Origin of the sequence: Neoroseomonas eburnea (assembly GCF_018129005.1) — a bacterium.
GTDB lineage: Bacteria > Pseudomonadota > Alphaproteobacteria > Acetobacterales > Acetobacteraceae > Neoroseomonas > Neoroseomonas eburnea.
On record NZ_JAAEDL010000057.1, the window covers coordinates 1 to 19377 of the forward strand.

At 69.6% G+C, this 19377-nt stretch carries 21 protein-coding genes and 1 pseudogene; 2 read left to right on the top strand and 20 right to left on the bottom strand.

Features of this window, described 5'->3' with window-relative positions; all coding sequences use genetic code 11:
- Positions 1-203: 203 nt before the first annotated feature.
- The 19 genes from arsB to GXW74_RS26975 all read right to left on the bottom strand — a co-directional run bounded on the left by arsB (position 204) and on the right by GXW74_RS26975 (position 18457).
- Entirely contained in the window at positions 204-1268 is a 1065-nt protein-coding gene (gene arsB, locus GXW74_RS26885) for an ACR3 family arsenite efflux transporter (RefSeq protein WP_211849904.1), read from the bottom strand.
- A gap of 38 nt (positions 1269-1306) precedes the next feature.
- Positions 1307-1732, bottom strand: a complete 426-nt coding sequence (arsC, locus tag GXW74_RS26890; RefSeq protein WP_211849906.1) for an arsenate reductase (glutaredoxin) — start codon at positions 1730-1732, stop codon at positions 1307-1309.
- 83 nt (positions 1733-1815) lie between these two features.
- Positions 1816-3024 carry an MFS transporter gene (locus GXW74_RS26895; protein WP_211849907.1) on the bottom strand — a complete coding sequence of 403 codons (1209 nt, stop codon included), beginning with the start codon at positions 3022-3024 and terminating at the stop codon, positions 1816-1818.
- Between the two features lie 4 nt (positions 3025-3028).
- Positions 3029-4408, bottom strand: a complete 1380-nt coding sequence (locus GXW74_RS26900; protein ID WP_211849908.1) for an NAD(P)-binding domain-containing protein — start codon at positions 4406-4408, stop codon at positions 3029-3031.
- Positions 4409-4470: 62 nt separating this feature from the next.
- Positions 4471-4899, bottom strand: a complete 429-nt coding sequence (locus GXW74_RS26905; protein WP_211849910.1) for a PadR family transcriptional regulator — start codon at positions 4897-4899, stop codon at positions 4471-4473.
- Between the two features lie 95 nt (positions 4900-4994).
- A complete protein-coding gene (locus GXW74_RS26910; RefSeq protein ID WP_338148350.1) occupies positions 4995-6131 on the bottom strand; it encodes a substrate-binding domain-containing protein in 1137 nt (378 codons plus the stop codon).
- Positions 6079-6831 (bottom strand): phosphate regulon transcriptional regulator PhoB, encoded by a 753-nt coding sequence (gene phoB / locus GXW74_RS26915; RefSeq protein WP_211849913.1) that lies wholly within the window; start codon positions 6829-6831, stop codon positions 6079-6081. Before phoB ends, GXW74_RS26910 begins: the two co-directional genes overlap by 53 nt.
- 12 nt (positions 6832-6843) lie before the next feature.
- Positions 6844-7566 (bottom strand): phosphate signaling complex protein PhoU, encoded by a 723-nt coding sequence (phoU, locus tag GXW74_RS26920; RefSeq protein ID WP_338148351.1) that lies wholly within the window; start codon positions 7564-7566, stop codon positions 6844-6846.
- A 16-nt stretch (positions 7567-7582) separates the two neighbouring features.
- On the bottom strand, positions 7583-8407 hold the full coding sequence (gene pstB, locus GXW74_RS26925) for a phosphate ABC transporter ATP-binding protein PstB (protein WP_211849914.1): 825 nt from the start codon (positions 8405-8407) through the stop codon (positions 7583-7585).
- Between the two features lie 21 nt (positions 8408-8428).
- A complete protein-coding gene (pstA, locus tag GXW74_RS28720) occupies positions 8429-10177 on the bottom strand; it encodes a phosphate ABC transporter permease PstA (RefSeq protein WP_338148352.1) in 1749 nt (582 codons plus the stop codon).
- Positions 10178-10200: 23 nt separating this feature from the next.
- Entirely contained in the window at positions 10201-12804 is a 2604-nt protein-coding gene (locus GXW74_RS26935) for an ABC transporter permease subunit (protein WP_211849916.1), read from the bottom strand.
- 71 nt (positions 12805-12875) lie between these two features.
- Entirely contained in the window at positions 12876-13868 is a 993-nt protein-coding gene (locus GXW74_RS26940) for a PstS family phosphate ABC transporter substrate-binding protein (protein ID WP_338148353.1), read from the bottom strand.
- A gap of 108 nt (positions 13869-13976) precedes the next feature.
- On the bottom strand, positions 13977-14192 hold the full coding sequence (locus GXW74_RS26945; protein ID WP_211849917.1) for a PhnE/PtxC family ABC transporter permease: 216 nt from the start codon (positions 14190-14192) through the stop codon (positions 13977-13979).
- Complete coding sequence (locus GXW74_RS26950) at positions 14164-14670, bottom strand: PhnE/PtxC family ABC transporter permease (RefSeq protein ID WP_211849918.1); 507 nt, start codon at positions 14668-14670, stop codon at positions 14164-14166. Before GXW74_RS26950 ends, GXW74_RS26945 begins: the two co-directional genes overlap by 29 nt.
- Before the next feature lie 144 nt (positions 14671-14814).
- Complete coding sequence (phnE, locus tag GXW74_RS26955) at positions 14815-15633, bottom strand: phosphonate ABC transporter, permease protein PhnE (RefSeq protein WP_211849919.1); 819 nt, start codon at positions 15631-15633, stop codon at positions 14815-14817.
- On the bottom strand, positions 15634-16452 hold the full coding sequence (phnE, locus tag GXW74_RS26960; protein WP_211849921.1) for a phosphonate ABC transporter, permease protein PhnE: 819 nt from the start codon (positions 16450-16452) through the stop codon (positions 15634-15636).
- Positions 16449-17255, bottom strand: coding sequence for a phosphonate ABC transporter ATP-binding protein (gene phnC, locus GXW74_RS26965; RefSeq protein WP_456306997.1), 807 nt, complete (start codon positions 17253-17255; stop codon positions 16449-16451). Before phnC ends, phnE (GXW74_RS26960) begins: the two co-directional genes overlap by 4 nt.
- Positions 17256-17268: 13 nt before the next feature.
- Positions 17269-18249 carry a phosphate/phosphite/phosphonate ABC transporter substrate-binding protein gene (gene phnD / locus GXW74_RS26970; RefSeq protein ID WP_211849925.1) on the bottom strand — a complete coding sequence of 327 codons (981 nt, stop codon included), beginning with the start codon at positions 18247-18249 and terminating at the stop codon, positions 17269-17271.
- 19 nt (positions 18250-18268) lie between these two features.
- Positions 18269-18457, bottom strand: coding sequence for a hypothetical protein (locus tag GXW74_RS26975; RefSeq protein WP_211849929.1), 189 nt, complete (start codon positions 18455-18457; stop codon positions 18269-18271).
- A 74-nt stretch (positions 18458-18531) separates the two neighbouring features.
- Here GXW74_RS26975 and GXW74_RS26980 point away from each other — a divergent pair, with 74 nt between their 5' ends.
- On the top strand, positions 18532-18795 hold the full coding sequence (locus GXW74_RS26980) for a type II toxin-antitoxin system ParD family antitoxin (RefSeq protein ID WP_211849926.1): 264 nt from the start codon (positions 18532-18534) through the stop codon (positions 18793-18795).
- A gap of 74 nt (positions 18796-18869) precedes the next feature.
- Positions 18870-18935: pseudogene (locus GXW74_RS28810) on the top strand (hypothetical protein); the annotation flags it as partial.
- A 332-nt stretch (positions 18936-19267) separates the two neighbouring features.
- Here the strand turns inward: GXW74_RS28810 and GXW74_RS28525 are convergent.
- Positions 19268-19377 (bottom strand): Hsp20 family protein (locus GXW74_RS28525; protein ID WP_211849638.1); only part of this gene is annotated, 110 nt, incomplete at its 5' end.

Genomic DNA, 19377 nt, shown 5'->3' on the forward strand with positions numbered 1-19377 from the left:
CATCCATGCTTCCAGCATAATCAAAAAGACTGTGCGCCGGGTGAATATTACGTGACGGCCGTAACCAGGCCTCGGACGGTGCCCGGCCCAGGAGCCCCGAACCTACGCCGGCAACGGCTGCATTGCCGAGGCTTCAGAGACCGTTTGGAAAGTCCGGCGCCGGCCCGAAAACGCGCCGCAAGGCGCGCTTTCCAAGCGGGCTCTCACGCCGGCGCGGTGGCGGCGAACCAGCGGCGGCCCAGCCGGAGTGCCACGCCGACCAGCAGGATCAGCACCGGCACCTCGACCAGCGGCCCGATCACCGTCGCGAAGGCAACGGGCGAGGCGAGGCCGAACGCGGCGATGGCGACGGCGATCGCCAGTTCGAAATTGTTCGAGGCCGCGGTGAAGGCGATGGCGGTGGTGCGCGGATAATCGGCCTCGATGAGCCGCCCCATCCAGAACGAGACGATGAACATCACCACGAAGTAGATCGCCAGCGGCAGCGCGATGCGCAGCGCATCGAGCGGCAGGCGCAGTACCTCGCCGCCCTTCAGCGCGAACATGGCGACGATGGTGAAGAGCAGCGCCGCGAGCGTGATGGGCGCGATGCGCGGCAGGAAGGCGCGCCCGTACCAGTCCTCGCCCCGCCGCGCGACGAGGATGCGCCGGGTGAGGAAGCCGGCGGCGAAGGGCACGCCGAGGTAGAGCAGCACGGCGGCCGCGATGGTGCCGAAGGCGACCTCCACGACGCGGCCTTCCAGCCCCAGCAGCGGCGGCAGGACGGACAGGAAGAACCATGCATAAAGGCCGAAGAAGGCCAGCTGGAAAAGGCTGTTGAAGGCGACCAGCCCGGCCACGTACTGGCCGTCGCCGCGCGCGAGCTGGTTCCAGACCAGCACCATGGCGATGCAGCGGGCGAGGCCGATCAGGATCAGGCCGGTCATGTATTCGGGCCGGTCGTGCAGGAAGATCACGGCGAGCGCGAACATCAGAACCGGCCCGATCAGCCAGTTCTGCACCAGCGAGAGCAGCAGCACGCGGCGGTCCGCGAAGACCTGCGGCAGGGCTTCGTAGCGCACCCGCGCCAGCGGCGGGTACATCATGAGGACGAGGCCGATTGCGATCGGGATGTTCGTGCCGCCGACCGACAGGGCGTCGAGCGCGGCGGGCAATCCCGGGATCAGCGAGCCGAGCGCCACGCCCGCCGCCATCGCGACGAAGATCCAGAGGGTGAGGAACCGATCCAGGAAGGAAAGGCGGTCGCGCGCTGCTGCCTGCTGGCTCATGCCGGGTCTCGTGCTTGCTGTTGGCGTATGCTGGTCATTCAGATCAGGCGCTTGCCGGCGTCGTCCACCACACGTTCACCATCCTCCTTCGCGAAGGCGCCCTGCTGAGGATCGGGCAGGATGTCGAGCACGGTCTGCGAAGGACGACACAGGCGGACGCCGAGCGGCGTGACCACCAAGGGGCGGTTGATCAGGATCGGGTGGGCCATCATGGCATCCAGCAGCGCCTCGTCGCCCAGGCCGGCGTCGGCAAGCCCGAGCTCGTCAAAAGGCGTACCCTTCTGCCGCAGCACGGCGCGCACCGGCAAGCCGGCGCGCCGGATCAGGCCGATGAGCTCCTCGCGGCTGGGCGGCGTCTTCAGATACTCGATGATGTCCGGTTCCACGCCGCTGTTGCGGATCAGCGCGAGGACGTTGCGCGAGGTGGCGCAGGCCGGGTTGTGGTAGATCGTGATCGCGCCCATCGGCCTCCCCCGTCGCGGTGTCGTCGTATTCCCGGTGTGGCTGGCCGAAGTCACGTGACCGTTCGGGATCACCGCCAAATCCGTCAGGCCTTCGGCGTGGCGATGGCGGGTCCGGCGGGAGCGACGGCCGGGCGCAGCGCCAGCAGGCTCACCGTGGCGAGGCCGGCGAGGATCGTCGTCAGCACCAGGACCGCCGAAGGGCCGCCCGCCTCCAGGCCGAGGCCGATGACGAGCGGGGCCGCGGCGACCGCGGCGTTGGCCGGCGCGACGATCAGCCCCTGTCGGCGGCCATATCCGGCAGGCCCGAACAGCGCGAGGGGCAGCGCGCCCCGGCTGATGGACAGCAGCCCGGAGCCGCCGCCATGCAGCGCCGCGAAGAGCGGTGCCGCGGCGGGTCCGCCGACCAGCAATGCCGCCACCCCCGCCGGATGGGCCATGGTGGCGACGCGCGCGGAGACGAGCGGATGCATGCGCCGCATCAGGCCGAACTCGGCGAGGCGGGCAGCGACCTGCGCCGGCCCAAGCAGGGCCGCCGCCGCAATGGCCGCCGCCGGGGTCGCACCGGCCGCCATCAGCAGGCCAGGCAGATGCGTACCGATGCCGGAATTCACCACCCCTTGCGCGGCGAAGACGAAGGCCAGCATGGCCATGGCGCGACGCGGGCCGCCGCCATCGGTCGGGCTGCTCGCGTCCGGCGCGGCGGCATTGGCTCGCCCGGGCAGGCCGGCATACAGCGCGAAACCGACCAGCAGATGCAGCGCCGCCCAGGCCTGGCAGGCCTCCCGCCAGCCGAAGGCTTCCGCGATCCAGGCCGTGAACGGCCAGCCGATCGTGCTGGCGAAGCCGGCGATCAGCGTGATGCCGGTGATCGGCCCGCGCGCGCCGCGCCCGAACAGCCCGGCCAGGGTGGAGAAGGCGACGTCATAGAGGCCGCAGGCCATGCCGATGCCGATCACCGTCCAGCCCGCGGCCAGGCCGCCGACGCCATCGGCCCGCGACAGCAGCATCAGCCCCGCGGCGAACAGCAGGGAGGAGGCGAGCAGCACCCGCCGACCGCCATGTGCGTCCACGATGCGCCCGACGATCGGCGCCAGGATACTGGCGATCACCAGCGCGCCCGAGAGCCCCGCGAAGATGGCCCAGAGCGGCAGGCCCATATCCTGCGCCATCGGTCCTGCGAGGATCGCCGGCAGGTAGTAGGTCGAGGCATAGCCGAGCGTCTGGCCGATGCCGAGCGCGACGATGATCCGGCGTGCCGGCAGATTCGCGGCTGCGGGTTGCGGGGCGCTCATGCGATCAGGCCGGCGTGCCGGCAACAGCCGTACCGCAGCAGGGCGCCGCCACCGGCAAGGCCGGCTTGGGCGGGCAGCACGCGCCCTGCGGCGTCGCCGGCGTGCAGCACGCGGCAGCGCCGGCCGCAGGACGGTCCGTCGAGCACACGCCGGTTTCCGGCAGCACCAGTTCGACCCGGCGGGCGGCCTCCATGTCGCCGGCGAGGAAGGCGGCGATGGAGCGCGCCTGCTCATGGCCGGTGGCGAGCAGGAAGGTCGGCGCGCGGCCATAGCTCTTCATGCCGGCGATCCAGAAGCCGGCCTCGGGGTGGCGCAGCTCCGCCTCGCCATGCGGCCGCACCGTGCCGCAGGAATGCTTGTTGGGATCGATCAACGGCGCCAGCGCCGGCGTTGCCTCCACCGCCGGATCCAGGCCGAGCCGGACCTCGCGCAGGAAGGAAAGATCGGGCCGGAAGCCGGTGGCGACGATCAGGCGGTCGGCCTGCACGGTGATGCTGCACGAATCCTGCCGGCCGGTGATGGCCAGGGCGCTACCGGCCTCACTGATGCGGTCGATCAGGAAGGGCGCGAGGGCGGTGATGGCGCCGGCCTCGACCAGCGCCTGGGCGCGGGCACCGAGGTCGCCGCGCGCCGCCAGCGCATCGCGCTCGCCGCCACCGAAATTCACCGCGCCGAGCGGCCGGCGGAAGGCCCAGAGGATCCGCGTGCCTGGCGCCTCCCTGGCGAGGCTGACGAGGTCCAGCACGGCGTTCATGGCAGAGTGGCCGGCACCGACGACCAGCGTCGTCCGGCCGGCGTAAGCCGCGCGCTGCGCGCCGAGGACATCGGGGATGCCGTAGGCAATGCGGTCTGCGCAGGCAGCCTCCCCCGGCGCCGGCATCCCGTGGCTGCCGGCAGGATTCGGCGCATGCCAGGTGCCGGAGCAGTCGATCACCGCGGCAGCCTCGATCGCCTCGGTGCCGGACGTGGTCTCGACATGGACGATGAGGGGCGTCGCATCGCGCGCGGCGCCATCATGCAGGCGGCCAAGGTCGCGGCGGGCGATACCCGTCACCCGCGCGCTGGTCCGCAACCGGCTGCGCAACGCGGGCGTCGCGGCGAGCGGTTCGAGGTAGCGCTCCACCAGCTCCGCGCCCGTCGGGTATTCGTCCGGATCGGGGGCGATCCACCCCTGGCCGGCGAGCAGGCTGCGTGCCGCCGCATCCGTGTTGAACGCCCAGGGCGAGAACATGCGGACGTGGCCCCATTGGCGCACCGCGTGGCCGACGCCCGGCCCTGCTTCGAGGATCAGGGGGTCGAGGCCACGCGCGACGAGCTGCGCGGCGGCGGCAAGGCCGACCGGGCCGCCGCCCACGATGACGATCGGGAGAGTGTCAGCGGGCATTGCTATGCTCCTTGATGCATCGATCATCGATGTATGCACGCCTGAATCAGCGGCTTGCGGGCTCATTCGCAGCACTCCTCGCGAGCGGCGCGAGCGCGGGCGCGATCGGCGGCGGCGAAGGCACGGCCGGTGTCCTGCAGCGCTGCCGTCGCCTCCATCCAGGCCTCGAGGGCAACCCGGAAGGCGGCGCGGCCGGCATCGGTCAGCGCATAGACGCGGCGCTGGCGCCCCTGCACCACCTCCTCGGCGGCCGTCACGAAACCGCCGGCCTCGAATTCGCGCAGCACGGGGTAGATCGTCCCCTCGGTCGGCGAACAGCATCCGCCCGTCGTGCGCTCCACCGCGCGCGCCACGTCGTAGCCATGCATCGGCCCGTCATGGAGGACGCGCAGGATGAAGAACTTGGACAGACCCATCTTGATCGTACCCGCCCAATAGTCGCGGGCAGCGTAGTCAACGCGCGGCGAGGGCAAGGGGCGGGCTGCGACCATGCCTGCTTCTTATACCTTGCCCATCGATGCATCAAGCCTAAAAGTGCATCGCGTCATCGCCGGCCGATCAGGAGTCGCGGACGTCCGGTCCGATGCTACTCCCCCGGGCGGCGCAGCATGATCGCGCCGTCCGCGACGGCCTGGCGCAGGCGCGCGCGGCTCGCATCGTCGAGCCCCACCAGGCCGCGTCGGATCAGATATCCCTCGGGGCCCATGGCCGCCTCCGAGACATATTCCTGCACGAAGGCGCGCAGGCCGGGAACGAGGTCGAGATTCGGCCGTTTCACGTAGATGTAGAGCGGCCGCGCGATCGGATAGCGGCCGGACGCGATGTTCTCGCGCGTGTCGTCGATGCCGTCGATGGTCGCGCCGTCAATCCGGGCCAGGTTGCGCTCCAGGAAGCTGAAGCCGAAAATGCCGAGCGTGCCGATCGCGCCGTCGACCACCTGGCCGACGATCACCTCGTCATCCTCCCCGCCATCCACCCATCCGCCATCTTCGCGAACCGTCGTGCAGACGCGGCGCCGCTGGGCCGTGTCGCGGATCGCCCGGACCTCGGGCAGCGCCTGGCAGCCGGCCAGCATCACCAGATCGGTGAAGCTGTCCCGCGTGCCGGAGGTGGGAGGCGGGCCGATCACGCGGATCGGCCAGTCCGGCAGTTGCTGCGACACGTCCCGCCAGCTGCGATGCGGGTTGGGCACCAGTCGCCCGTCGCGCGGAATCTCCTTCGCGCTGCCGAGCCAGAGCTGGGCGCGCGTGAAGTTCGGCGAGGGCAGGCCATGCCGGTGCGCGACCACGATGCCGTCGAAGCCGATCATCAGTTCCATGATCTCATGCACGCCGCGGCTGGCGCAGAGCCCGAATTCGGTGAAGTTCATCCGCCGCGACGCATCCTGGATATCGGCAAAGCGCAGGCTGGTGCCCTGGCAGAACTCGTTGAAGCCATGAACCGTCCCGACGCTTCGTACCTCCGCGCGGCGAGCGCCGCCTTCTGCCAGCCGATCGGCGACCGCATTCGTGAACGGCGCCACCGTGGAACTCCCGGTCGCAAGGACCGCGTCGCGCCGCTGCGCAGCGGCCGGTTCCGGCCGCACCGTCAGCGCGGTTGCGAGCAACAGAAGAAGCGCCGTGAGAAACCGCGATTCCGAGATAACCATCGTCATTCCCTCCCTGCGGGATTCATGCTGCGGCCGCACCGAGATCGTCGCCGCGCTCTCCGGGCTCATTGGCATCGAGCGCGTAGCCTGCCGAACGGACGGTGCGGATCATGTCCGGCTCGCGTGGACCGTTGATGGCCTTGCGCAGCCGGCGGATGTGCACGTCGACCGTCCGCGGTTCGACATGGATGTCGCGGCCCCAGACAGCGTCGAGGATTCGCTCGCGCGCGAACACCCGCCCTGGATGCGACAGGAGGAATGCGAGCAGCCGGTATTCCGTCGGGCCGAGATGAATCGTGCGGCCGCCACGGGTCACGCGATGTGCGTCCTGGTCGAGCGTCAGATCGAGATAGCTCAGAACGCCCTTGGCAGGCCCCGCACCCGTGCGGCGCAGCAGGGCACGTACGCGCGCCAGCAGCGTCTCCATGCTGCACGGCTTCGCGATGTAGTCGTCGGCGCCCTGATCCAGGGCGCGAACGGCGTCGTGATCCTCGGTCCTCGCCGTCAGCATGATCACCGGCAGGTTGCGCGTCGCGGGCTTCCGTCGAAGCTGCCGGCAAACCTCGACGCCGGAGAGCGCCGGCAGCATCCAATCAAGCACCACGAGATCGGGCTGTGCCTCGGCGATAAGGTCGAGCGCCTCCTGTCCGTCGGTCGCCTCGTCGACCCGGAACCCCGCTTTCTCGAGGTTGTAGCGTAGCAACGTCAGCAGCGGCGCCTCGTCCTCGACGACAAGGATTGTCGGGCGCTCATACGCGACACAGGCCGTTGCCATGCTTGCCTCCTCTCACTCGTCTCCGGGTTCGACGACCGTGGTGGCCGAGCTGTCCGCCTTCGGGCGGTCGGATGGCAGCTGGTCGCCCCGCACGGCGAAGTGGACCGTCTCCGCGATGTTGGTGGCGTGGTCGCCGACGCGCTCCAGGTTCTTCGCGATGAACAGCAGGTGCGTGGCCGCGGTGATGTTGCGCGGATCCTCGATCATGTGCGTCAGCAGTTCACGGAAGATGCCGGTATAGACGTCGTCCACCGGAGCGTCGGCCGCCCAGACCCTGTCCGCCGTCGCGATGTCATCGCCGGCGAAGGCGCCGACCGCCGAGCGCAGATTGTCCGTGACCATCTGCGCCAGGCGCTCGAAGCCGTTGAGGCTGCCGACCATGGGCAGGCCGGACAGCACGATCGCGCGCTTCGCCGCATTGGCGGCATAGTCGCCGACGCGTTCCAGGTTGTGGCTGATCTTGAGGCCGGCGATCGCAAGCCGGAGGTCGGCAGCCATCGGATGGCGCAGCGCGAGCAGGCGTATCACCTGTGCCTCGATCTGCCGCTCGAGCGCGTCGAGCTCCGGCTCGCGCGCGAGAACCCGATTCGCGAGCGCGGCATCGCGCCCGAACAGGGCGCGCGTCGCATCGCTGACCTGTTCTTCCGCGATCACCCCCATGCGACGGACAAGCGCGCGCAGGGCATCCAACTCGTCGTCGAAGCGGTGAACGGTGTGGGGAACGCGATCTGTCACCCTCGCCTCCTGCGATCTATCCGAAGCGGCCGGTCACGTATTCCTGCGTCCGCTGGACGCGGGGCTGCGTGAAGACGGTCGAGGTTTCGCCGTATTCGATGATCCGGCCGAGATACATGAAGGCAGTGTTGTCGGAGACGCGGCCGGCCTGGCTCATGCTGTGCGTGACGATGATGATGGTGTACTGGCCGCGCAGGTTGTCGATCAGCTCCTCGATCTTGGCGGTCGCGATGGGATCGAGCGCGGAGCACGGTTCGTCCATCAGAAGGACTTCCGGGTCACCGGCGATCGCGCGGGCGATGCACAGACGCTGCTGCTGGCCGCCGGAGAGGCCGAGCGCGGATTCGTTCAGCCGATCCTTCGCTTCCTCCCACAGCGCCGCGCCGCGAAGGCTCCGTTCGACCGTCTCCTGCACGATGCGCCTGTCACGCACGCCATCCACGCGCAGCGGATAGGCGACGTTCTCGAAGATGGACATCGGAAAGGGGTTCGGCTTCTGGAACACCATGCCCATGCGCTTGCGCAGCGCGATGACATCCGCCGCCGGCGCGTAGATGTCGTCTCCCATGAGGGAGATCGACCCGGTCATGCGGATGCCGTCGATCAGGTCGTTCATCCTGTTCAGGCTGCGCAGCAGCGTGGACTTGCCGCAGCCTGAGGGCCCGATCAGCGCCGTCACCATCCCGGACTGGATGTCGATGGTGTTGTCGAACAGCGCCTGCTTGGCGCCATACCAGAGGCTGAAGCCCCGGACGGAAACCGCGGGCGCGGCCTCGGAGGTCTTCGGGTGATAGACCGTGGCCCCTTCGGCGGGGCGCTCGATGATCGTCGTCGCGGACATGGGAACGGCTCCTTCCGGCGGTCAGAACTGGCTGCCCTGGAACCGCCGCTTCAGGCGGTTGCGGACCAGGATGGCGCCGATGTTCATCAGGAAGATCAGGGCGAGCAGCAGCAACGTCGTCACGAACACCATCGGCTTGCCGGCTTCGGAATTCCGCGACTGGAACCCGACGTCGTAGATGTGGAAGCCGAGATGCATGAAGCTTCGCTCGAGGTGCACGAAGGGGAAGAAGCCGTCGATCGGCAGTTCCGGCGCGAGCTTCACGACGCCCACCAGCATCAGCGGCGCCACCTCGCCGGCGCCGCGCGCCATGGCGAGGATCAGGCCGGTCATGATGCCGGGCATGGCCCGCGGCAGGACGATGTTGCGGATCGTCTGCCATTTGGAAGCGCCGCAGGCCAGGCTGCCCTCGCGCATGCTGCGCGGCACCGCGGCCAGCGCCTCCTCGGTGGCGACGATCACCACCGGCACGGTGAGCAGCGCGAGCGTCAGCGAAGCCCAGAGCAGGCCGCCGGTGCCGAAGGTCGGGCTCGGCAGCTTCTCCGGGAAGAAGAGCCGGTCGATCGAGGCGCCGACGATGTAGGCGAAGAAGCCCAGCCCGAAGACGCCATAGACGATGGAGGGGACGCCGGCGAGGTTGTTCACGCTGATCCGCACGAAGGCGGTGATGCGCCCCTGCCGCGCATATTCGCGCAGGTAGAGCGCCGTCACCACGCCGAAGGGGGCGACGGCGATGACGAGCAGCAGCGTCATCGCGGCGGTGCCGAAGATGGCCGGCAGGATGCCGCCCTCGGTATTGGCCTCGCGCGGCTCCTCGCTCAGGAACTCCCACCAGCGCGAGAGGTAGACCCCGATCTTCTCGGTGAGCGTCATGTCGTTGGCGCGCACCAGGCGCACCACGGCCGAGAGCGGCAGCGTGACCTCGCGGCCGCCGATCTCCTGCAGGATGATGGTGTCGCGCGCATTCTCCGCGCGCAGGCGCTGCGCCGCGGCCGCGAGACGCTGGTATGCGGCCGTCAGGCGCGGCTCCTCGGCGGCGAAGCGGCGCTCGGCCGCCTCGCGCTCCGCCGGCGGGTGATCGCCCAGCAGGACCCGGCGCAGCCGCAGCCGCTCGGCTTCCAGGTGGTGGTTCACCGTGCCGATCTCGCCGCGCTCGATGCGGCGGATCTCGGCCCAGCGCGCCCGGGCGGCCCGGTACGCCGCCTCCAGGGCCGGGTTGCGGGGGTCGCCGGTCGTCGTGCGCTCGCCATCATGGGTGAAGCCGACGATGCGGCCGACGAAGACGCCCCATTCGAGCCGCTCGATCAGCACCATGTCGCCCGGCCGCTCCGCGGCGCTGCGCTGGAAATCCGGCACCCAGCGGAAATCGTCGCCGTAGAGGTCGTAGTTGCCGGTGCGGTACAGGGTGCGGTCGGCGATGCCGCCATCCGCGGCGATGCGCGCGCGGATCCCGGGCGGCAGCTCCGCGATGATCTGCGGCCCGGGCCGGAAGGCCTGGCTGCGGACCGGCTCGCCGGCGATGCGCGATCCATCGGTCAGCGTCACCACCTCGATCGGCCGCGGCCAGAAGGTGGTGGCGCCGTTCCAGGCGACGAGCAGGAGCAGGCCGAGCACCATGACGATGCCGAGCGCGAGCGCGCCGCCGAGCAGCCAGGTCCAGGGCTCGCCCTCGGCGCGGAGATCGTCCGGCCGGATGGCGTCCGGACGGCGCTGCCGCGCGCCCTGCGCCGGGATCCCGGCCTCGGTCTGCGCGCGGGTCGGTGCGTCCACGTCGTTCATCCTCCTGCCCCGGGTCAGAGCGCGGCCGCGCGGCGGCGGAAGCGCAGCCGGATCACCTCGGCGAGCGTGTTGACGACGAAGGTCATGGCGAAGAGCGTGAGCGCCGCCAGGAACAGCATCCGGAACAGCGTGCCGTCGCGCACCGCCTCCGGCAGCTCCACGGCGATGTTCGCCGACAGCGCGCGCAGCCCGTTGAAGATGTTCCAGTCGATGATCGGCGTGTTGCCGGCCGCCATCACCACGATCATCGTCTCGCCGACGGCGCGGCCCATGCCGATCATGACGGCGGCGAAGACGCCCGAGGCCGCCGTCGGCAGGATGATGCGCGTGGCGGTCTGCCAGGCGGTGGCGCCGCAGGCGAGGCTCGCGCTGCGCAGATGCTCCGGCACGGAATTCAGCGCATCCTCGGAGATCGTGTAGATGATGGGGATGACCGCGAAGCCCATGGCGAAGCCGACGATCAGCGTGTTGCGCTGGACATAGGTGCCGACCAGCCCGCCGCGCGGATCGAAGCCGATCGCGGTGAGCAGCGAGGCGAGCGCGACCGCCAGCGCCAGCGCGGCGCCGGACAGCAGCAGCCAGCGCGCCAGCGCGCCGATCGCGACGCGCAGGCGGCTGCCCGTGCCCGTCAGCCGATCCAGCGCGTCGCCGGCCGGTCCCGCGGCGGTCACGACGATGAGGAGGGCCGAGACCGGCAACAGCAGGAAGGCGGTGAAGCCGACGGCGCCCGGGATGTCGCCGTTGAGCCAGGCCTTCACGTCGCCGCCGAACACCAGCGCCTCGAAGGGCCGGCCGAGCAGCCCCGCCGCCCAGGTCGCGGCGGCGAGGCAGACGAAGATCAGGCCGAGCTTCGAGAGCCCGGCATGGCGCAGCATCACCGCGCGCGGCAGCAGCTGCCAGAGATGGGCCGCGGCGATGAAGGCGAGCGGCAGGAAGATCAGGGCGAAGAGCACCGCCGGCACGATCTCCTCGACCAGCGGCGCCAGGATCAGCGCGGCGACGAAGCCGAGGACGACGGAGGGCAGGCTCGCCATCATCTCCATCGCCGGCTTGACCACGGCGCGGACGCGGCGGTGCAGGAACTCGCTGGTGTAGATGGCGGCGAGCAGCGCCACCGGCACCGCGAAGAGCAGCGCGTAGACGGTCGCCTTGACGGTGCCGAAGATCAGCGGGACGAGGGAGAGCTTCGGCTCGAACTGGTCGGTTCCGGCCGAGGATTGCCAGGTCCAGCTCGGCGCGTCGTAGCCCTCGTACCAGACCCGCCCGAAGATGGTCGCGAAGGTGGTCTCGGGATGCGGGACGGCGATGTTCCACATCGCCACGCGGCCATCGGCGGCGATCGCGAGGATGGCATCGTCGCGCGGCGTCAGCGCGACCGCGGCGTAGCGCTCCGCGCCGCCGGGCTTGTCGAGCCGCAGCAGCACCTGGCCGCTGGTGGAATGGCGGAGCCAGACGGCGCCGCCGGTGTCGGCGGTGATGAACATCTTGCCGCGCTGGCTCGCCGCGAGGGCCTCCGTCGCCGCCGGCTGGCGCGGAAGGACGTGGGCGCGGACCAGTCGCAGCCCGTCGGGCGCCGTGCCGCCGCCAAGGCGGAAGAGCACATCCACGCTGCCGCGATCCCCTGCGGCGACGAGGGATTGCTCGCCGATCAGGAAGTACAGGCCGGTCAGGCGCTCGCCCTCCGGCAGCACGCGAACATGTTCGGCCAGTCGCGGCGCGTTGAAGTCGCGCGCGTCGTAGCGGAAGACCTCGCCATCGGCGGTGCCGACGATCACCATGTCGGCCTGGTCCGTCAGCAGCAGGGTCTTGATCTCGATGCCGCTCGGCAGGGGCGGCAACTCGGCCGAGGCGAGGGTGGTCCGCATCTGGCGCGTCATGATGTTCATGCGGCTCTCGGCGCGCGACAGGCGGAGCACGCCCGCGGCATCGGCGGTCACGAAGGAGATGGTGGGGCGCTCCGCGGTGCCGCCGCGGCGATAATCCATGGCGATGATCGCAGTGCCAGGCGGTGCGACGCGCTGAGGCGGGTCGAGCCGCGTCACGGCAGAAATGCGGCGAAGCTGGCCGCCGGGGATGGCACTGAAGACTTCCCGGCCGTCGGTGGCGTCGCGATCATTCAACTGCCGAAGCCCGGCGGGGCGTGCATCGCCGGCGATCACCTGCGCCGGCAGGGTGATCGCGCCGAAGCGGACCGTGCCGTCCGCGAAGCCGAAGGCCAGGTTGCTGCGGTCGATGGTGCGGGCGAAGGCGGTCGCGCGCACGCCGCCGAAATCGAAATCCGGCGCGTCGAGGGCGGTGCCGGTCTGCAGGTGCCAGGTCGAGATGCTGCCGTCGCGTCCCAGTGCCAGGCCGATGGTGCGATACTCGTCCGCGTTCGCCATCGCGACGTCGGCGGGCAGGCCCTCGACGCGGTACTCGCGAAGGGACTCGACGCGGCCGCCGGTGAACAGCGGAACCACCACCTGAAGCAGGAACAGCATGATCGCCGCGACGGCGAAGATGACCAGCACGCCGCCGACCGTGATGGTCCAGTTGGCGAGCCGGTCCGCGACCAGCACGGAACGCCGGGTGACGCGATTCTGGCGCTGCCGCTGCGGCGGTGCGACGGTCGGGGACATACTTGGCGTTCCCTCGCTGCGATGCTGGGCATCGGCCGGGCGGGCTCGGTGCCCACCCGGCCGGGTCGCCGTCAGATGATCCGCTTGCTGCGGAGGTCTTCGGTCGCGATCGCGTTCGGCACCGGGAAATACCCGTCGCGGATCGTCGCTTCCTGGCCCTGGCGGGAATAGACGTAGCGGATGAACTCGCGGCGCAGCGGGTCGAGCGGCTGCGTCGGATTCACGTTGACGTAAATGTAGAGGAAGCGGCTGATCGGATAGTCGCCGGCATACGCGTTCTCCGCCGTCGCATCGAAGGCTTCGGCGCCCGGACGCGCGGCGAGGGGTACGCTGCGGACATCGGCGGTCTTGTAGCCGATGCCGGAATAGCCGATGCCGGCGATGTCGGAAGCGACGCCCTGCACGACGGTCGAGGATCCGGGCTGTTCCTTCACCTCGTCCCGGTAGTCGCCGTTGAAGAGCGCGACTTCCTTGAAGTAGCCATAGGTGCCCGAGGCGGAGTTGCGGCCGTAGAGGCTGATCGGCCGGTTCGCCCATTCGCCGGTCAGGCCGAGCTGGCCCCAGGTGTTGATGGCCGTCGGATGGCCGCCGCGCCGGGTCTTGGAGAAGACCGCGTCGACCTGCTGCATCGTCATGGAACGGATGGGGTTGTCCTTGTGGACATAGACCGCCAGCGCATCGACCGCGCCGCGGATCGCCGAGGGCGGATAGCCGAAGCGCTGCTGGAAGGCATCGATCTCGCGCTGGTTCATCGGGCGGCTCATCGGCCCGAACTGCGCCGTGCCGGCGATCAGCGCCGGCGGGGCGGTGGAGCTGCCCTTGCCCTCGATCTCGATGCGGACGTTGGGGTAGGCGGCCTGGAAGCCTTCTGCCCACAGCGTCATGAGGTTGTTGAGCGTGTCGGAGCCGATGGACTTCAGCGTGCCGGAAATGCCGGCGACCGGCGCATAGACCGGAAGCTCAGGGTCCACCTGCACGGCCTGGGCCAGCGCACGCGAGCGGAAGCCGGCGAGGGCCACGCCGAGCGCAGCGCCACCACCGATCAGGAGGGTCCGTTTCTTCACCGTGTGTTTCTCCGCGGAAGGTTGGGACCGGAAGCGTCCGGCGCCGTTCTTCTAGAATCACAGAAGGAATCAGGGATAACGATTTGATGACAGTCGCATGACAGTCGCTCAAGCGCCGGCCAGCCGGCGTCGCAGCACAGCAGACCCGGCATCGATCAGGGCCACGGTGACGAGGATCATCAGGATGATGAAGCTCGACTCATCCCATCGCAGGGCGCGAATGCGATCCGAAAGCTGGAAGCCGATCCCGCCGGCACCCACGATGCCCCGGATGGTCGAGGAGCGCACATTGCTCTCAAAGACATACGGCGCGTTGGCGAGCATCAGCGGCAGGGCCTGCGGCAGCAAGCCAAAGCGTGCGGCGTGCAGCGTGCCGCCCCCCCCCCGCGGCGCGAACGCCTTCGACCGGGCGCCGATCGGCGTTCTCCAGGGCCTCGCTATAGAGCTTCGCCAGGGTGCCGGTATCCGTCACGATGATGGAGAGCACGCCCGCAAGGGGACCGAGCCCGACGGCACGGACGAAGATCAGTGCCCAGACCAGTTGGTCAACGCCGCGCAGCACGTCGAAGAACCGCCGCAGCCCGAAGCGGAAAGGCGCGAGCGGGATGAGGTTGCGCGCCGCAAGGAACCCGAGGGGCAGCGCCAGCAGCGCGGACACCATGGTTCCGGCGATGGCCATGGCAAGGGTTCCCCCGAGCGCCCAGAGCAATTCCCCCGGAGCGTCCCCCGGATTCGGCGGCAGCACCAACGCGGCAACGCGGGACAGCTCCGCCAGGCCGTGAAAGAAGCGTGCCGGCGTCATCTCGAACCAGACGAAGGCCGCAGCGGTGCCGGCGATCGCCGCGCCCTACAGCACGATCCGCAAGACCCGTCCCAACAGCGAGGGTCCGAAGGCCGCCGGCACGGGCGGCAGGTGCGCCTCGGGAGTGGGGATCGCGTCGGATGATCAGATGATGGCGTGACGCACCCGTGCCGACAGCCATTCGCTGACCAGCACGGTGCCCAGGATCAGCACGAAGATTGTCGTCACCTGCGGCCAGGCGAGAACGTTGATGCTCGCCTGCATCTGCATGCCGATCCCGCCCGCGCCGACCAGGCCGAGCACCGTCGCTTCCCTGATGTTGATGTCCCAGCGGAACACCGTGATGCCGGCGAAGGCGGGCATCACCTGCGGCACGATCGCCCAGGCCAGCACCTGGGCACGGCTTGCACCGGTGGCCTCGATCGCCTCGATCTGGGTCGGGTCGGATTCCTCGATCGCCTCGTACAGCAGCTTTGCGATGAAGCCCACGCTGCGCAGCGCGATCGCCAGGATGCCGGCGAGCATCCCGGGGCCCAGGATGATCACCAGGATCAGGGCCCAGATCAGGCTGTTGATCGAGCGGCTGGCCACGATCGCGAACAGCGCGACCGGTCGCACGACAAGGCGGGAAGGCGTCGTGTTGTGCGCGGCGAGGAAGGCGAGCGGCACGCCGAAGACCACCGCCAGCGCGGTGCCGAGCGTGGCCATGCTGATCGTGTCCCACAGCGGCTTCCACAGCACGGAGGCATAGGACCAGGCCGGCGGGAACATCCGGCCGACCAGGTCGGCGCCCTGCGTCGGCGCATCCCAGACGAAAGCCCAGATCGTGCGGTCCGAGATGAACTGGAAGCAGGCGATCGTCAGCGCCACGGCGGCGAACCAGCCGCTCCATACGATGAACTCGGCGGCGGGCGTGCGCCGGCGCCATGCGGGCGTTCCGTCGGCGTGCAGGGTCACCGGCATCTATTGCACCTTCCGGCGGATCCAGCCGCTCGCGTATTCGCAGCCCAGGACGATCAGGATGATGACGATCAGCACCGCCGCCGCGGTGTCGAACTCATAGCGGTCGAAGGCGGTGTTCAGCGTGTCGCCGATGCCGCCGGCGCCGACCAGGCCGAGCACCGCGCTCTCGCGGAAATTGATGTCGAGCCGATAGGCCGAGAGGCCGATCAGCCGCGGCCTGACCTGCGGCAGGACGCCCCAGGCCAGCAGCTGGAACCACGAGGCGCCGGACGCGCGGATGGCTTCCGCCTGATTCGCCTCGATATCCTCGATGTCCTCGGCAAGCAGCTTCGCCATGAACCCGATCGTGGCGAAGGCGAGGGTCAGCGTTCCGGCCAGCGGCCCGAAACCGACCATCGCGACGAAGACGATGGCGATGATGATTTCCTGGAAGGTGCGGCTGACGGCGATGATGCCGCGGCAGACCAGGTAGACCGGCAGGGCAGCGAGGTTTCGGGATGCACCGAGCGCGACCGGGATGGAAAGCGCGACGCCGAGCGCGGTGGAGACCGCGGTCATCGTCACGCTCTCGAGCAGGCCCTCGACGATGTCGTCACGCTTGCTGAGGAAGTTGGGCGGAAAGAAGCCGGCGAGGAAGCGGCCGGCGCGCTCGATCCCCTCCGCTGCGCGCGCCCAGTTCACCTCGACGCTGCCGAGCGCGAGGACGGCGTAGAGCAGCGCGCCGAGGTAGATCGCATAGCGCAGCAGCGGGGCAGTGATCAGCGGCGGCGGGCGCCAGGCGCGCGCCGCCGCGACGGCGTCGAAGGTCGTCCCGCTCACGCCACGGCCTCGGCGGGGGCCTCTTCCTCATTGGGCTCGGCGCGGCGGATGGTCTGGGACCAATCCTCCTCGCCGTAGATGGCGGTGAGCTGTGGCGCGGCGAGCGCCTCGGCCGGGCCATCGAAGACGATGCGGCCGCCGCGCAAGCCGACGATCCGGCGGGCGAACTGCTGCGCGAGGGCGACATCGTGGATGTTGATGATGGCGGCGAGGCCGCGCTCCTCGCAGAGTTCGACGATCAGGCGCATGATCTGCCGGCTGGTCTTCGGATCGAGGCTGGCCGTCGGCTCGTCCACCAGCAGGAGCTGCGGATCCTGCATCAGCGCGCGGATGATGCCGACGCGCTGGCGCTGGCCGCCCGAGAGCGCATCGGCGCGTTTGTCGGCCATCGCGGCGAGGCCGACACGGTCGAGAAGGCGGAAGGCCTGCTCGACATCGCGACGGGGGAAGCGGCGGAACCAGCTGGCCCAGAAGCCGGTGTAGCCGAGCCGGCCGGACAGCACGTTCTCCATCACCGTCAAGCGTTCGACCAGGGCGTATTCCTGGAAGATCATGCCCATCCGGCGACGAGCCCGGCGCAGCGCCCCACTGCCGAGCGCGGTGAGGTCAACGCCGTCCAGCGCCACCCGCCCCGCCGTCGGTTCCACCAGGCGGTTGACGCAGCGGATCAAGGTGGATTTGCCGGCGCCCGACGGGCCGATCAGCGCCATCACCTGCCCGGCCGGCACCTGGAGATCCACGGCGTCGAGCGCCAGGTCGCCGGTCGGGTAGCGCTTGGTGAGCGCGTCGATCGTCAGCAGCACGCGGGTCCCTGCCTCAACGGCATGCGTAGGAAACATTCAGCGCGCTGTCGATCTGGCGCACCACTTCCCAATGCTGCCGGTAGGTGATCGGGATGAATTGCTGCTGCGGCGGCTCGCTCTTTCCGAACTCCGCGAGCAGCTCCGAGCCTTCCCAGTTGAAGGAGAAGAAGGCGGCGCGGATGCGCTCGGCGAGTTCCGGGCGGAGATTGTGCGCAAGGCCGTAGCCCGTCGTCGGGAAGGTCTGGCTCCGGTAGATGGAGCGGACCTGATCGGCGCGAATGACATTGCGCGCGATCATGCGCACCATGACCGAATTGGCGATCGCCGCACCGTCGTAGTCGCGATTGGCGACGCCGAGGATGCTGTTGTCGTGCCGGCCGGAGAAGGCGGGGCGGAAGTCGCGCCCGGCAACCATGTTGAACTGCTGCTGCAGCAGCGCGGAGGGCGCCTTGAAGCCGGAATTGGATGTCTCGGCAGTGAAGGCGATGGTCCTGCCACGAAGGTCCTCGATCCGCTGCGCGTCGGAGGAGGCGGGAACGATGATCTCCATCTCGTAGCCGAAGGCGCCTTCGCGGCTGGCCATCATCGCGAAGGGCACGAAGCCGGCGCAGTTCACGGCGAGCGGGTTGGAGCCGGTGTTGAAGCCGGCAACATGCAGGCGTCCGGCGCGCATCGCCTCGATCTGGGCGGCGTTGGACTGCACGGCGAAGAACTGGACGCGCTTGCCGGTCTCCCGCGCCAAGTGATCCATGAAGCCCTGCCAGACCCGACGATAGACCGCCGGATCCTCGACGGGCGTGTAGGCGAAGACCAGGACGGGCGGGTCGACGAGGTCGCGCGGATTGGCCGGGGCATCGGCCACCATGTCGCCGTCGCGGTCGCAGTAGCGGGCGTCCAGCGCGCCGCGCGGGCAATCGGCGGTCTGCGCGACCGCGGGAAGGCCGATGGCGCTGAGCAGCGCAGCGCAGCCGAGGGTCAGAAAGCGACGCAACATCCTGGGGGCCCTACCTCCATCATTCCAGGAAGGTGGTAGCCAAGAGGTCGGACGCTGTCTGTTTCAGCCGTGTGAAACTTGGGGGATGGCCCGTCGCGGCGGCCTGTGCGGCGGCCATGACGGCGGTCGTCACAGGCCGGATCTCGACGCGCACGCCGCGCGGCAGGTCGAGCCAGCACGGCTCGGCCGGAAGGTCGAGGGTGAGCATGATGGTTGGGCTCCGGGGGTTAAAACAGGCCAGGAGCATGACAAAGTCTGACATGACGATGGCAGGATGACGGAATGCCGAATGTCAGCCTAACGCCGGAACTTGAAGGCTTCGCGGAACGCTGCGTGGCCTCCGGTCGCTATGGCAACGTGAGCGAGGTGATGCGGGCGGCGCTGCGGCTCCTTGTACAGCACGAGGCGCGTCGCACGGCGTTCACCGAAATGCTGGACCGTACCGAGCGCGAAGCAGACGAGAAGGGCTGGCTCACAGCGGATGAGGTAGACGCCGAACTCGGCGAGGTCATCGCCAACGCCCGGGCGGCGAGGAAGTCGCGCTGAGTCGCCGAGCCAATATCGGCGCGGCAATACTCTCGCCGGGAGCGCGCGCCGACATCCGCGAGGCCGTCGCCTGGATCGCCCAGGACAACCCACGCGCAGCTGAGGATCTTCGGACAGCGGTACGTCGCGCAGCGAGGAGCATCGCCGAGCACCGCGAGATCGGACGCCACCGTCCTGAACTGGCAGCAGCATCTTGTTGGCCGCGGCGGAGAGCAGAGCGTGGAAGTCGGAGCTGGTGTGGAAGGCGCGTTCGGCCAGCAGGGTCGGGTTGCGGTCGCCGCGGCGCGCGAGGAGCTCGCGCATTATGTCGGAGGGGCGCCTGCGCGCGCGCGCCGTCAGCGATGTCCGGCATGGATGTTCCCCGGCTCGTCCGCGCGCAGCGAGGCCGAGCATGGCAGTGGCCGGACCCATTGGTCACGAGGCGGGACGCCAGGCTGGGCGCGTGCCTTGCCGCGCCCCGCCGCAGCGTATCTCAGCCCGCCTTCACCTCGATCCGCTTGACCTTGGCCTGCGCCTCGGGCGTCTGCGGCAGGCGGATGGTCAGCACGCCGTTCTTGAAGCTCGCCTCGGCCTTGCTGCCAT

What these genes read in the sequence shown, in the direction of transcription:
- arsB (WP_211849904.1), bottom strand. Translation starts at nt 1,268, where the DNA reads ATGAGCCAGCAGGCAGCAGCGCGCGACCGCCTTTCCTTCCTGGATCGG.
- arsC (WP_211849906.1), bottom strand. Translation starts at nt 1,732, where the DNA reads ATGGGCGCGATCACGATCTACCACAACCCGGCCTGCGCCACCTCGCGC.
- GXW74_RS26895 (WP_211849907.1), bottom strand. Translation starts at nt 3,024, where the DNA reads ATGAGCGCCCCGCAACCCGCAGCCGCGAATCTGCCGGCACGCCGGATC.
- GXW74_RS26900 (WP_211849908.1), bottom strand. Translation starts at nt 4,408, where the DNA reads ATGCCCGCTGACACTCTCCCGATCGTCATCGTGGGCGGCGGCCCGGTC.
- GXW74_RS26905 (WP_211849910.1), bottom strand. Translation starts at nt 4,899, where the DNA reads ATGGTCGCAGCCCGCCCCTTGCCCTCGCCGCGCGTTGACTACGCTGCC.
- GXW74_RS26910 (WP_338148350.1), bottom strand. Translation starts at nt 6,131, where the DNA reads ATGCCAATGAGCCCGGAGAGCGCGGCGACGATCTCGGTGCGGCCGCAG.
- phoB (WP_211849913.1), bottom strand. Translation starts at nt 6,831, where the DNA reads ATGGCAACGGCCTGTGTCGCGTATGAGCGCCCGACAATCCTTGTCGTC.
- pstB (WP_211849914.1), bottom strand. Translation starts at nt 8,407, where the DNA reads ATGTCCGCGACGACGATCATCGAGCGCCCCGCCGAAGGGGCCACGGTC.
- GXW74_RS26935 (WP_211849916.1), bottom strand. Translation starts at nt 12,804, where the DNA reads ATGTCCCCGACCGTCGCACCGCCGCAGCGGCAGCGCCAGAATCGCGTC.
- GXW74_RS26945 (WP_211849917.1), bottom strand. Translation starts at nt 14,192, where the DNA reads ATGCTCGCCAACGCGCCGTATGTCTTTGAGAGCAATGTGCGCTCCTCG.
- GXW74_RS26950 (WP_211849918.1), bottom strand. Translation starts at nt 14,670, where the DNA reads ATGACGCCGGCACGCTTCTTTCACGGCCTGGCGGAGCTGTCCCGCGTT.
- phnE (WP_211849919.1), bottom strand. Translation starts at nt 15,633, where the DNA reads ATGCCGGTGACCCTGCACGCCGACGGAACGCCCGCATGGCGCCGGCGC.
- phnD (WP_211849925.1), bottom strand. Translation starts at nt 18,249, where the DNA reads ATGTTGCGTCGCTTTCTGACCCTCGGCTGCGCTGCGCTGCTCAGCGCC.
- GXW74_RS26975 (WP_211849929.1), bottom strand. Translation starts at nt 18,457, where the DNA reads ATGCTCACCCTCGACCTTCCGGCCGAGCCGTGCTGGCTCGACCTGCCG.
- GXW74_RS26980 (WP_211849926.1), top strand. Translation starts at nt 18,532, where the DNA reads ATGCCGAATGTCAGCCTAACGCCGGAACTTGAAGGCTTCGCGGAACGC.